Origin of the sequence: Bradyrhizobium sp. CCBAU 11434, assembly GCF_028128895.1 — a bacterium.
In the GTDB taxonomy this organism is placed as follows: domain Bacteria; phylum Pseudomonadota; class Alphaproteobacteria; order Rhizobiales; family Xanthobacteraceae; genus Bradyrhizobium; species Bradyrhizobium zhengyangense.
Genome location: NZ_LBJX01000011.1, coordinates 323,736 through 337,050 on the forward strand (window position 1 = coordinate 323,736; position 13,315 = coordinate 337,050).

Sequence of the window (13,315 nt, forward strand, 5' to 3'; positions counted from 1 at the left end):
TCTATTCCTGTCCGGACAGCAGGCGGCGCAGGTGGACGCCGACAATTTCGCGGCGATACCAGGCGCTGCCGAGCGCATTGTCGGAGGGTGACGTTCCTTCGGTCGCAGCGGACGCCGCGGCGGCGATGGTCGCCGCGTCCAGCGAGCGTCCTTCCAGTGCCCGCTCGGCAGCGCGGGCACGGATCTGTGTCGGCGCCATCGAACCCAGCGCAATCCGCGCGCCTGCGATCCGGCCGCCTGAGATCGGCAGATGCGCGGCGAGCGTGATGACCGAACCGCCCTTCGGCTTGATACGCGCGATCTTGCGATAGCGGAACGCCTCGCTGCTTACAGGCCGGGTGCAGGAGATCGACAAGACCAGCGTTCCGGGCTGCCGGTCGCGCGCCTGCAAAAATTCTTCGACTCCGATGTCGCGCGCGCCAAAGCCGCCCGCGACGGCGACGGTCGCATCGAGCGCGAGCAGCGCGACGGTGAAATCTCCATAAGGATTCGGCGCAAAGAGATTGCCGCCGACTGTTCCCATGTTGCGTACCGCAGGGCCGCCGATCGAACGCGCAGGGGCGTGCAGGAAGCCAAGATCGCGGTCAGCGAGGATGCGCGCGAAGGTGACGCCGGCGCCCAGCGTGATGCGCGGGCCGGATGCGTCGATCCGGGTCAATGCCTGATCTTGGGCGCGGACGACGGTCGAGATCGCAACATCGCCCTCGTTCAGCGCTCGCATCACCAGCGTGCCGCCGCCGAGATAGCGCGCGCTGCGATCCGAGGACAGTGCCCCCGCCGCCTCGCTGGCGCTCGCAAAAGTCTTCACTGTCACGGCCATCTAGGCGGCCTCCTTCAGATGCCGGCGGATCGCATCGAATCCGGCCTGGTAAATGTCTTCGGCGACCATGTGGGTGATGCGGTCGCGGTCTTCCGGCCTGGTCGTGAAGCGCGACTCCCAGTGCCAGAAGGTGCGGTCGCCGTCGGTCACAGGCAGCAGGCGGACATGGGCGACGTAGTTGAACATCGGGATCGGTGTATCGAGCAGGCAGTAGCTAAAACTCTGTTCGAGGTCGGATAGCGCCAGCAATTGCTCGCGCAGCTCCGCGCCGTCCTTCAGCTTGAACCGCCTGATACAGCCGATCTTGTCCGAGGCATGCGCGCGCTCGATCGAGGAGGTCGCCACTGCCGGATGCCAGCGGTCGTGCCCGTTGAAATCGCGCAGCATCGCCCACGCCGCATCGGTCGGTGCGTCCAGGATCGTGCTTTTGACGATATGCGGCACGGATATCAGCCTCCGAACACGCGCTTCAGGGCATCGAACCCGCCCTGGAACACACCGCCGCCGATATTGCCGACGAGCTCGGTCTCGCGCTCCGGTGCGCAGTCGAATTCGGCGGTCCATTCCACAAAGGTCTGGTCGCCGTCGGTGACCGGCGTCAGGCGCAAGGTTGCGACGTAGTTCTCGACGCCCATCGGGGATTCCAGGATCGAGTAGGTGCAGAACATGTCGTAGTCGGAGAGGCCGAGCAGCTTCTCGCGGATGCGGTCGCCATTGCGCAGGCGAAAGTCGCGCACACATCCGATCTTGTCCGAGGGTTCGCCGCCCTCGATGCGGCTTTCGGCAATCGCCGGGTGCCAGTTCGGCAGGCCGTTGAAATCACGCACGCGCGCCCAGACGCGATCGTTGCGCGCATTGACGACGGTGGAGACGTAGACGCGGGGCATGGGTCAGACCTCAGCTCTTCTTCCGCGGACCGCGTTCGGCCGGCGGTTCGCCGCCGCCCTCGGCCGCAGGCGGGGAGGCCGCGGGCTTGTCGCCGCCACCGCCGCTCTTGCGTGCGGACTCCTTGATACCCTGCATGTCGCGAGCTTCGCGGATCAGGCCCGGCATCTTGGCAAGGCTGCCACCCTCGACGCCGATGTCCGACAGAAGGGAGTCGATCAGCGGCGCCTGCACGCGGTAGCGCAGCGCGGAGTCGATCACCTCGTCGGTGGCGCTGCGTCCGCCATTGCCACCGCCGCCGTTGCCATGGAGGCCGTCAACCTGGAGGATACGGATGCCCTCGATCTTCTCCATCGGCTTGACGCTCTCGCGCACGATACCTTCGATCTTGTCGAGCAGCTTTCGACGGAACAGCGAGTAGCGAGCCTGGTCCGTCAGCACGTTCTCGGCCTCGTTGAGCATCCGCTGCGCCTCGGCTTCGACGGCCGCACGCACACGTTCGGCGTCCGCGGCGATCCGTGTCTCCTCGGCCTGCTTCTCGGCGAGCAGCACCTCGACCGTCTTGCGTCGTTTTGCGATCTCGCTCTCGCGCGCGGTGATGACGCGTTCGGCGGCCTCGGTGGCCCGCATCCGCGCTTCCTCCGCCATCGCCTTCGCGGCCGATTCTTCCAGCGACTTTTGATGAATGGCGATCGCCTTCTCCATCAAGACAGTTTCGACCTCCTTCTCGCGGTTGACCTCCAGCTTGCGCAGCTCGCGCTCGCGGCCGACACGAGCCTCGTCGAGGCCGCGGTCGGACGCGATGCGGGCGCGCTCGACTTCCTCGCGGGAGGCGATCTCGGCCTCCTGCAGTGACTGGACACGGGCCACCTCGAGCTGCTCGATTGCGCGTCGGCGCTCGAGGCGGGCGGCCTCCAGCGCCTGCTCGCGCGAGACGTCGGTGGTCTCGACCTCCTTGCGGGCGACGATTTCGGCCTGCCGAACCTGGCGGTCGGCGTCGATCCGCTCGGACTTCTTGGCGGAGAGCGCGATGACGCGGTCTTCGTCCGCGATCTCGATCGCCTTCTTCTGCTCGATATTGAGCACCTCGCGCTTTTTGGACGAGTTGATCCGCTCGGCCTCCAGCGCGAGATCGACCGTGATGCGCTGCCGCTCGATGGCATCTCGCCGCTTCAGCTCGGCGGCCTCCAGAATGCCGGTGCGTTCGATCTCCAGCGAACGCGTGTCGCGCTCGGCCTGGATGCGCTCGGCCGCGACCGCCTTCTCCTGGGCGATGCGGGCCGCCTCGATCGCCTCGCGGGAGGCGATGTCGGCCTCCTCGACGGCCCGGTTGCGCGCGATCTCCAGCGAGCGGACGCGCTCTTCCTGGGCAATGCGCGAGGCTTCCGTGGTCTCGCGCGCGGCGATCCCGGCGACTTCGAGGCTCTGGTTGCGCTCGATCTCCAGTTGCCGCGTGCTCTGCTCGGCGGCGATCCGCTCAGCGGCCAGCGTCCGCTCGCGGCCGATGCGGGCGGCCTCGACCGCACGCTGCGCCTCGATCTCGGCCTCCTGGATGGTGCGGACCTGCTGGATCTCCAGCGCGCGGGTACGCTCATCGGAGGAGATGCGCTCGACATTCACGATCAAGGTCTGGGCGATGCGGGCCTTTTCGGTGGCTTCGCGGGCGGCGATCTCGGCCTCGTCGACGGCGCGGGTGCGCTCGATCTCGCGGCGCTTTGTCTCCTCCTCATTGGCGATGCGGGCGTCGGTGACGACACGGTCCTGCTGGATGCGGGCCTTCTCGATGGCCTCGCGTGCCGCGATCTCGGCTTCCTCGACAGTGCGCATGCGTTCGATCTCGCGCTGGCGGACATCACGTTCGGAGGCAATCCGCGTCGTGTCGATCGAGCGCTGATTGGCGATTCGGGTCTTCTCGATCTCCTCGCGCGCCAGCAACTCCTTTTCTTCGATGGTGCGGGTGCGCTCGATTTCCTTCTGGCGCGTCTCGCGTTCGGCGGCGATGCGGGCCTCCGCAATCGCCTGCTCATTGGCGATCCGCGAGCGCTCGATCGCCTCACGCGCAGAAATCTGGGCCTGTTCGGCCTCGGTCTCGCGCAGCGCGCGTTCGCGGGCGACTTCAGTGCGCTGGAGCGCGCGGCGCATCTCGATGTCGCGTTCCTGCTCCAGCCGCGCGGTCTCGCTCTCGCGCTCGATTTCGAGCGCCTGCCGCTCGGCCTCAAGATTGCGGGTGCGGATCTTGATCATCGAGTCCTGCTCGATGTCATTGCGCAGCTTGCGCCGGGCCTCGATGTCCTCCATCAGCCGGGTCAAGCCTTCGGCGTCGAACCGGTTCGAGGGATTGAAGAATTCAAGGTCGGTCTGGTCGAGATCGGTGATGGCGACGGATTCGAGCTCAAGACCATTCTGGGCGAGGGCTTCGGCCGCATTGGTCTTGACGCGTGTGACATAGTCGCCGCGTCGTTCGTGCATCTCTTCGAGGGTCATTTCGGATGCGACCGAGCGGATCGCTGAAATGAACTTGCCGGCCAGCAGCGCATGGAGCTGTTCCGGCTCCATGGTGCGGCGGCCGAGCGTGGCGGCGGCGATCGAGACCGCTTCGCGGGTGGCCTGGACCCGGACATAGAAGTCGGCCTCGATGTCGACACGCATGCGGTCGCGGGTGATCACCGCGTCCTGCCGCGAGCGCACGATGCCCATCGGCAGCACGTTCATGTTGACGGGCGTGTAATCGTGGATGAAGGGCAGCACGAACGCGCCGCCGTTGATGACGACGCGTTCGCCGAGGAAACCGGTGCGGACGAACGACACCTCCTTGGAGGAGCGATGGTAGAGCCAGTTGACGATGTAGACGCCAACCACGATCACGATGATGGCGACGATCAGCCAGAGGATGAGCTCGCCGACCAGGATCCCTGACATGTTTCCCTCCCTCGATCTTGCAGGCGTTACGGCGCGCCGATCGCCTTGAATTTGCGGACCTGTTCCGTCAAAGCCCGCTCCACCGGCAGCCGCTCCATCGAGGAGGCGCCGTAGAAGCCGTGGCAGTAACGCGTGTTCTTCATGATGAAATCGGCATCGGCGGGATCCGCGATCGGGCCGCCATGGGCGAGCACCAGGATGTCAGGGTTGACGCTGAGCGCCGCGGATGCCCAGGTGTCGATGCGTGCCGGGCAGTCCTTCAGCTTGGGCGCGGTCTGCGCGCCGATCGTGCCGCCGGTGGTGAGGCCGAGATGGCAGACGATGATGTCGGCGCCGGCGATCGCCATCGCCGCCGCTTCCTTCTCGCTGAAGACGTAAGGCGTCGTCAGCAAGTCCTTCTCGCGCGCCTTCGCGATCATGTCGATCTCCAGCGCGTAGGACATGCCGGTTTCTTCGAGATTGGCGCGGAAGACGCCGTCGATCAGGCCGACGGTCGGAAAGTTCTGCACGCCGGCGAAGCCGAGTGTCTTGAGCTGGTCGAGGAACACATCCATGTCGCGGAACGGATCGGTGCCGTTCACGCCCGCGAGGACCGGCGTCTTGCTGACGACCGGCAGCACTTCGCCGGCCATTTCGACGACGATCGCGTTGGCATCGCCATAAGGCATCAGCCCGGCAAGTGAGCCGCGCCCAGCCATACGATAGCGGCCGGAATTGTAGATGACGATGAGATCGACGCCGCCGGCCTCCTCGCATTTGGCCGACAGGCCGGTGCCGGCGCCGCCGCCGACGATCGGCTCGCCGCGCTTCGCCATCTCGCGGAACCGCTTCAGGAGTGCTGCGCGTTCAAACCGGGCCATCGGTCACCTCGCTACTCTCCGGCGTGCCCCGGCGCGTCCGAACAGGGTTCGGAACGCGCTCACGATGATCGAGGCGAACTCGGGATCGTTGATGTTCTGCTTGACGCGAATGAGTTGCCGGTTGCCGGTCTGCCGTACCGTGCGCTCCAGCGCGCGGAACAGGGCAGCGTCGGCCTCGGGGTCCCAGAACGGCTGGCCGCGGGCATCGAGCGCGGAAACGCCACCCTCGGGCAGGAAGAAGCGCACTGGCCCGTCCATCTGGTTCAGCCGTTCGCCGATCCAGCGGCCCATGCGTTCGTTCTCGTCCGCAGTGGTGCGCATCAAGGTCACCTGCGGATTGTGGACGTGGAATTTGCGGCCGCGACAGCGCTCGGGGATGGTGTCGGGCGCGCCGAAATTGACCATGTCGAGCGCGCCGACCGAGCCGACATAGGGCAGGCGGGTGCGGATAACAGCGCCGAAGCGATCCTCCGTCGCCGGAAACACGCCGCCCATCAAGAGGTCGCAGATCTCGGTGGTGGTGAGATCGATCACGCCGGCAAGCTGACCGGAATCGACCAGCTTCTCCATCGATCGTCCGCCGACGCCGGTGGCGTGGAAAACAAGACACTCGAAATCGTCGGCGAGCTCGGCTGTGATCTTCTGCACCGCCGGCGTGGTGACGCCGAACATGGTGATGCCGATCGACGGCAACCCGGCACTCGCAGCGCGCTCCTTCGCTTTACGCGGGTCGAGCCGCGCCTTGACCATGCCGGCGATGGCATTGGCGCCGTTCGACAGCACCGCGCGCGAGATCGAATTCAGCCCCTGCACGTCGGTGACCGAATACATCATGGTGATGTCGGCAGGACCGACATAGGGCGCGACGTCGCCCGAGGCGACCGAGGAGATGATCAGCTTTGGCACGCCGACGGGGAGGGTGCGCATGGCAGGGGCGACCAGCGATGCCGCTCCCGAGCCTCCGGCCGAAATGACGCCGGCGATGTTGCCCTGGCGCTTGATCCAATTGGCGAACGCATCCGCCATCGCGGTGACAGCGGCGCCGCGGTCCGGGCCGAACACAGCCGAGCCGCCGCGGCCGTGGTTCAGCGCAATCTCCTGCGCGGAGACGTCGCATGTGGCGTGCTTGCCGCTTGTGGAGACGTCGACGAGCCGCGTGCGCAGCCCGCTCTCGCCAATGATGTCGCGGATGAAGCGAAGTTCAGTACCCTTGGTGTCGAGCGTGCCGACGACCAGAACCGCTGGGGGCCCTGACGTCTGCGTCGTCACCGGCTCGCGCTTGCGCCGTGCGGGCTCGTCGAGGCGCGAGACCTGCGTCGACAGTGTGCGCGCGGCGGCTTCGATACGGCCGATCGGGACCGGCTGCGACCAGCGCGTCGGCGGAGTGGGGTTGGAAATGTAGACCCGGATCGGACCGCTGGTGCGTGGAAGCTGAGCAGCTGGCTTGGCCTCGCCGTCGGTAGAAGGCACATCGAGATCGGGCTCCAGTTCGGCGTGCAGTCCGACGCCAAGCAGGCGTTGCTGGAGCTCCCGGTCGGCGGACAGCCGAGCTGAATCGATGATGCGGTTGATGCGGCCGTTGACCATGATCGCGACGTTGCGCGAGATCGCGGTGGCGACGCCGATGTTCTGCTCGATCACGAGCACGGACATGTCGCCGTCCTCGCCGAGCTGAAGCAGCATCTCTTCGACCTGGGCGACGATGACGGGTGCAAGCCCTTCGGTCGGCTCGTCCATGATCAGCAATTGCGGATTGGTCAGCAGCGCGCGCGAGATCGCGAGCATCTGCTGCTCGCCGCCCGAGAGCTGGCCGCCGCCGTGGTCCTTGCGCTCGGCGAGCCGCGGAAAGGTGTCGTAGATGCGCTCGACCGTCCAGGGGCCGGAGCGCATGCCGCCGGCGAGCCGCAGATGTTCGTCGACGCTGAGCGAGCGCCAGAGTCGGCGGCCCTGTGGCACATAGCCGACGCCGAGCCGCGCGATATTCGCGGGCGGCCGCCGCGTGATGTCGTCGCCGCGAATCCGGATCGAGCCCCCGCTCACGGGCACCAAGCCCATGATCGCCTTGCACAGCGTGGTCTTGCCCATCCCGTTGCGACCGACCACGGAGAACACGCCGGCATCGAGCGTGAGGTCGACGCCCTGCAGCGCGTGCGAATGGCCATAGTAAACGTCGAGGCCGCGGACCTCGAGCGCTGCAGCGCTGCGGCGGGCCTCACTCATGGCCGCCTCCGAGATAAAGCTCCTGCACCTCGGGGTCGGACTGGATCTCCTCCGGCACGCCTTCCTTGAAGATGCGGCCGTTGTGCATCATCGTCACGCTCTCGACGACACGTAAGGCCACGTCCATGTCGTGCTCGATGATGATGTAGCCGATATGCGCCGGTAGCGAGGTGAGGATCTCGACCAACTCGGCGCGCTCGGTCGGCGACAGGCCCGCGGCCGGCTCGTCGAACAGCACGAAGCGGGGTGCGCCGGCGAGCGCCAGCGCGATCTCGAGCTGCCGCTGCTGGCCGTGCGCGAGCTCGGCGACGCGCTGGTCCCTGACCGCGCTCAAGTGCACCGCCTGCACCAGATTGTCGGCGGCGTGCATCAGCGCATCATTCTGACCGGGCCGCAGGAACGAGAAGCGTCCGCGCGAGACGCCGCGGCAGGCGAGATAGACGTTGTCCTGCACCGTGAGGCCGGGGAACAGCGCGGAGATCTGGTAGGTTCGCCTGAGCCCTCGACGGATACGCTCATAAGGCGGGAAGTGCGTGACGTCCTCGCCGAAGAAGCGGATCGTGCCTGAGGTCGGCGGGAAGTCGCCGGTGATGCAGTTGAACAGCGTGGTCTTGCCGGCGCCATTGGAGCCGAGCACGGCGCGCCGCTCGCCGGGGCGCACGGTGATGGTGACGTCGGTGAGCGCCGCCAGCGCGCCGAATAGCCGCGTGACGCCGCGCAGTTCCAGGGCTGCACCGGCGCCGACGGCGGAGAGGCGCTGCGCGACGCTATCCATGACCGCGCCCTCCGCCCGGGCGATCCGACTGCGGACGATGGCTCCGCCGCCAGCGCTGCCACAGGCCGATCACGCCATCCGACGACCAGAATACGATCGCGAGGAAGCCGAGGCCGATCAGCAGCCGGAAGCGGTTGCCGTCGAGCCCGATCTTGACCAGGAAGTCGAGCGCAAAGGTACGCAACAGCACGAACACCAGCGCGCCGATATAGGGGCCGATCGGCCGCGTGATGCCGCCGACGATGGCGATGATGAGGATGTCGATGCAGGCGCCGACGCTGACAGAGCCCGGCGAGATCTGGCGATAGTTCCAGACCTGGAGCACGCCGGCGAGGCCCGCGATGAAAGATGCCACCGCGTAGGCCGCAACGCGGTGGGCATTGACATTGAAGCCGAGCGCCGCCATGCGGCGCGGATTGTCGCGCACGCCCTGGAGCGCAAGGCCGAACGGCGCGCGGGAGATGTAGTCGACGGCGAAATAGCAAAGCGCGGCGACCGCGAGCACGACATAGTAGAACGGAATGTCCGCCCGCCAGTTGACGCCCCAGAAATGCGGCGTCGCGACGTTGTTGATGCCGGTATGGCCGTTGAAGATCGCCCAGTTCTGGTTGGTAAAGTAGTAGAACGCCGCACCAATCGCGAGCGTGATCATGATGGTGTAGATGCCCTCGGTGCGCACGGCGAGCGCACCGCCGAGCGTGCCGAAGATGGTCGCGAGCGTCAGCGCCATCGGCACCGCCAACCACCAGGGCCAGCCCAGGCTGATATTGGCGTTGTCGCTGGTTCCGAACACCGCGACCATGTAGGCGGCAAAGCCCGCGATGGTGAGCTGCATCAGGCTGACCATGCCGCCATAGCCGGCCAGGAACATCAGGCTGAGCGCGATGGTGCCGAGCATCAGCGTGGTTGCGAAGATCTCGATCAGGAAGAAGCCATTGGCGATCAGCGGCATGATCAGCAGAATGATCGCTACGACCCAGGCGGCGGGATTGTTGAGGTCGGGCCAGGAGCGAGCAGCCTGCCGCTGCGCCGCCGAGGCGGGGCTGCGGATCTGAATGCGCGTATCGTGAGTAACGGACATGTCAGCGCCTCGCCAGCAGGCCCTGCGGCCGAAGCGCCAGCACCAGCACCATGATCAGGAAGGTCACGACGATGGCGTATGTCGGGATGTAGACCGAGCCGAGTTGCTCGGCGAGGCCGATGATGAGTGCGCCAAGCGCGGCGCCGGGGATCGAGCCCATGCCGCCGACGATCACGACGACGAGCGAAGCAAGCAGGAAGCGAATGTCTTCGCCGGGCGACAGTGACTGGAAGGTGCCGCCGACCACGCCCGCGATGCCGGCAAGGCCCGCGCCGAGCGCGAAGACCAGCACAAACACGGCCTGGATGCGCACGCCGGTCGCAGCAAGGATGTCGCGGTCGTCGACGCCGGCGCGGATGATCATGCCGATCCGGGTGCGGTTGAGCGCAAGCCACATCGCGATGCCGATGATCACGGAAGCCAGGAAGATTACGAGCCGGACCAGCGGATAGCGCAAGTAAACCGGCTCGCCCGACGATTTCACCGCGGTGATGAGCGGCAGATCGATCGGGCCAATCAGCCAGTTCGGGGTCTGGATCTGGTAGAAGTCGCCGCCGCAGGCCCACAGCATGAGATCGGCGAACACGATGGAGAGGCCGATCGTCACCATGGTCTGGCGCAGATCCTGCCCCTCCATGCGGCGGAACACGAGCACCTGGAGCAGGACGCCGACCAGCGCCGTCAGGATGAAGGCGACGATGAAGGAGAGGATCCACGAGCCGGTCGAGGCGCTGATGGCGTAGCCGACATAGCCGCCGAACAGATAGAGCGAGCCGTGCGCGAGGTTGACGTTGCGCATCAGGCCGAAGATCAGGGTGAAGCCGCTGGCGACGAGGAAATAGAGGCCGCCGAGCGTGATGCCGTTGAAGAGTGCGTTGAGGAAAACCCGCTTGCGACCGATCGCGTCTTCAAGCCCGGGCGGCCAGACCGCAAAGATCAGCCACAGCACTACCGCGACCGCGATGATGACGATCAACGCCCAGGCCGGATGGCGTTCGACAAAGCGGGTCATGGCGTCACCTCGCTCCGCTTGCGATGGCCACCATCACACCTCGAATGCAGGTCGGACAGCCTTGTGCAGGCTGCGTACCGCGCCATGGATTTGCGTCCTCCCCGGACATGCGATCCTCTTGCAGGGATCGCGTTCCGCCCATCCTAGTGGGGCGGCGAGAGAGGCACTTGATCGTGAGTATCTTTTCGCGCGTCCGTCAGCCGCGCAAAACCTTGGCGGCGCGGCGATAATCGGTCGGCGCCATCCCGACATTGGCGGCGAAGAAGCGGGTGAAACCGCTCTGCGAGGAGAAGCCGAGGTCGAAGCCGATATCGGCGATCGGCGCCTCGCTCGCCACCAGCGCCTCCAGCGCCTGCTCCATCATCAGGGTGTTGAGATAGAGGTGCGGCGTGACGCCGGTCTGGGTGCGGAACAGCCGGTAGAAATGCGGCCGCGACAGGCCGGATTCGCGCGCGATGGTGTCGAGCTCGATCTCCGCGCCGGGGCTCTCCGACATCATCTTGATGCACTTGCGAACGCGAAAATCGGTGATGGAACCATTCGCGCGCAGATCGGGCGCGGTCTCGGCCTGCTGCCAGCTTTCGTCGTAGCAGATATCGATCAGCCGTCGCAGCTCGCCGTCGAGGCTGTTTAGCGAGGGTGCGCCGCACACAAGGGCGGCCGCGTGCCTGATGTGCTTGTCCAGCGCCGGCGTTCGCGCGAACTGGGTGCGGCCGAAGCGGAGGCGGTCGGCGCCGGGCGCATCGGGTGCGAACCATTCCGGATTGACATAGAGCACGAAGAAGACCGCGCCGCCGTCGAGGTCGGTGGGAAGGAAATTATGCGGCTCCCATGGATTGACCGCGACGACGGAGCCTTCGGTGAGGTCGTAGCGTCCGTCGTTGACATCGATGCATGCGGAACGCCCGCCGACATGGAAGATCAAATGACCTTCGCGATGCGCGTGGATATTGAAGGGGCGGTTCAACTGATAGACCGTCGCCCGGCCGAAACGGCCATGGAAGACGGCGAGCGCCCGGCTCATGCCTTCCCTCCCGGAAGCCTTTGACTTTTTTTGATAGCGTTCAACAACCGGGGAGAGAATGCAAGGGCGTGCGTGTCGCGCGCTTTGCAAATCTCTCCCCGGTCAGTCATCACATCGCTGATGCGACTACGTCAGTACTTCTTACATTCCGGTACTGTACGACTGGGCAAACCGATCTTGGCGAACACGGCGGGGTCGTAGCCCAGCGTCTGGTTCACGTTCGGGATCACCTTCACGACCTTCGAGAACAGCGCACCCTTGCCGTCATCCACCACTTCGGTGACGAAATTGGTGCCGATCGCCTGACGGTTGGAGTCGAGCTTGATCTTGCCGTTGGGCGCATCGAGCTCGATCTTGGCGAGCGCAGCCTTGTACTTCGACTGATTGTCGCTGAGATCGCCATTGACCTGACGCAGCGCCAGGATCAGCGCCATGGTCGAGCCGTAATAGTTGGTGGCGAGCAGCGACGGGCTCGGGAAGCGCTTGGCCGGCGGGAAGGCGTCCTGATAGTCCTTCACGAATTTTTGCCAACCCGGATCCTCCCAGGTGTCGGCCTGGCCGCTGGCGGCCAGCGTGCCGACAAGCGCGTTCTTGGCGTTGCCCTTGGACGACAGGATGGTCTGGTCGATCATGATCGAGCCGCCCATCAGATGCGCCTTGCCGCCAGCCTGCTGGTACTGGTTGAGGAAGTTGACGGCGTCGGCACCGCCGAGGCCCAGATAAATCGCGTCGACATCGTCGGGCAGGGCGGCGATGACCGAGGCAAAATCCTTGGTGCCGAGCGGCACCCATTGCCGGTTGGTGACTTGCCCGCCGGCGCCGCAGAACTCGAGCACGAGGCCGAACACCTGGGTGTAGATGAAGGAATAGTCCTCGCCGACGGTCGCGATCTTGCGATAACCCTTGGTCTCATAGGCGTACTTGCCGAGGCCGACCTGCCACTGCGCGCCGTCCATGTTGTAACGGAAGAAGTTCGGGGCCGGATCGACATAGGTCGTTTCCTGCGCGCCGGAGGCTGCGTTGATGAAGGTCAGCTCCGGATGAGTCTTCGCGAAGTTCTTGACCGCGATGCCCTCGTCGCCCGAGAGCGGGGACAGCAGAATCTGCACCTTGTCCTGCTCGATCAGCTTTCGTACCGCGCGCACCGCGGAGTCCGGTGTCGCGTCGGTCGAGGCGATGACGAATTCGAGCTCCTTGTCGCCGACCTTCTTGCCGAGCACGTTCAACGCGGTCTGGAAGCCACGGATGCCGTCCTCGCCGAGCACGGTGTAGGTGCCTTCGAGGGTGGCGGTGACGCCGACCTTGATCTTCTCCTGTGCAAATGCGGTGCCCGACATTAGCAGGCTGCTCAACGCAATCAGTCCTAGACTGCCTTTCAACATTGCTCTCCTCCCTGTGCGTTTTGTCGCTGTTTTTCACCGCGCCTCACGCGTCCGCCGCGCGGTGCGACGTTCTTGCAAAGCTCAACGGGTCTTCGACGATTTCTTGGGATGAAAGCTAGCCGAACTCGCATGCGGCGCACGCGTCGGAGCTGCGCGCGGCTTAACAGGCAGTCTCATTTTGAATGGTGCGTCGCAATTCGTCCCGCGGTGCAATAGGCGCGGGCCCACGCGCCGTGGTTGTCGCTGAAACCCGGCCTCGGGATAGCGCGAGGTCGTGAAGTTCCCAGCTTGACACTGTCTGGCGAAAAGAACAGAAGTCGAACATGGACTCCAGGGA

At 65.6% G+C, this 13,315-nt stretch carries 11 protein-coding genes; all 11 read right to left on the minus strand.

Annotated features, from left to right (window positions below; genetic code table 11):
* Window position 1: 1 nt before the first annotated feature.
* The 11 genes from XI06_RS08990 to XI06_RS09040 all read right to left on the minus strand — a co-directional run bounded on the left by XI06_RS08990 (window position 2) and on the right by XI06_RS09040 (window position 12,978).
* On the minus strand, window positions 2–820 hold the full coding sequence (locus tag XI06_RS08990) for an FAD binding domain-containing protein (RefSeq protein WP_271605084.1): 819 nt from the start codon (window positions 818–820) through the stop codon (window positions 2–4).
* Window positions 821–1,264 carry an SRPBCC family protein gene (locus tag XI06_RS08995; protein ID WP_271605085.1) on the minus strand — a complete coding sequence of 148 codons (444 nt, stop codon included), beginning with the start codon at window positions 1,262–1,264 and terminating at the stop codon, window positions 821–823. It abuts the gene before it with no gap.
* Between the two features lie 5 nt (window positions 1,265–1,269).
* Window positions 1,270–1,707 (minus strand): SRPBCC family protein, encoded by a 438-nt coding sequence (locus XI06_RS09000; RefSeq protein ID WP_015686997.1) that lies wholly within the window; start codon window positions 1,705–1,707, stop codon window positions 1,270–1,272.
* A gap of 10 nt (window positions 1,708–1,717) precedes the next feature.
* Window positions 1,718–4,624 carry a flotillin family protein gene (locus XI06_RS09005; protein WP_237859032.1) on the minus strand — a complete coding sequence of 969 codons (2,907 nt, stop codon included), beginning with the start codon at window positions 4,622–4,624 and terminating at the stop codon, window positions 1,718–1,720.
* A 26-nt stretch (window positions 4,625–4,650) separates the two neighbouring features.
* On the minus strand, window positions 4,651–5,484 hold the full coding sequence (locus XI06_RS09010) for a phosphoenolpyruvate hydrolase family protein (RefSeq protein ID WP_237859031.1): 834 nt from the start codon (window positions 5,482–5,484) through the stop codon (window positions 4,651–4,653).
* 3 nt (window positions 5,485–5,487) lie between these two features.
* Window positions 5,488–7,704, minus strand: coding sequence for an ABC transporter permease (locus tag XI06_RS09015; protein ID WP_237869716.1), 2,217 nt, complete (start codon window positions 7,702–7,704; stop codon window positions 5,488–5,490).
* On the minus strand, window positions 7,697–8,479 hold the full coding sequence (locus XI06_RS09020; RefSeq protein WP_237859028.1) for an ABC transporter ATP-binding protein: 783 nt from the start codon (window positions 8,477–8,479) through the stop codon (window positions 7,697–7,699). The genes XI06_RS09015 and XI06_RS09020 overlap by 8 nt, the downstream gene beginning before the upstream one ends.
* Complete coding sequence (locus XI06_RS09025; RefSeq protein ID WP_271605086.1) at window positions 8,472–9,560, minus strand: branched-chain amino acid ABC transporter permease; 1,089 nt, start codon at window positions 9,558–9,560, stop codon at window positions 8,472–8,474. The genes XI06_RS09020 and XI06_RS09025 overlap by 8 nt, the downstream gene beginning before the upstream one ends.
* Before the next feature lies 1 nt (window position 9,561).
* Window positions 9,562–10,572, minus strand: a complete 1,011-nt coding sequence (locus tag XI06_RS09030; RefSeq protein ID WP_271605087.1) for a branched-chain amino acid ABC transporter permease — start codon at window positions 10,570–10,572, stop codon at window positions 9,562–9,564.
* Window positions 10,573–10,768: 196 nt separating this feature from the next.
* Entirely contained in the window at window positions 10,769–11,596 is an 828-nt protein-coding gene (locus XI06_RS09035; RefSeq protein ID WP_237859025.1) for a helix-turn-helix transcriptional regulator, read from the minus strand.
* Between the two features lie 131 nt (window positions 11,597–11,727).
* Window positions 11,728–12,978: an ABC transporter substrate-binding protein gene (locus XI06_RS09040; RefSeq protein ID WP_237859024.1), complete on the minus strand. Its 1,251-nt coding sequence runs from the start codon at window positions 12,976–12,978 to the stop codon at window positions 11,728–11,730.
* Window positions 12,979–13,315 lie beyond the last annotated feature (337 nt).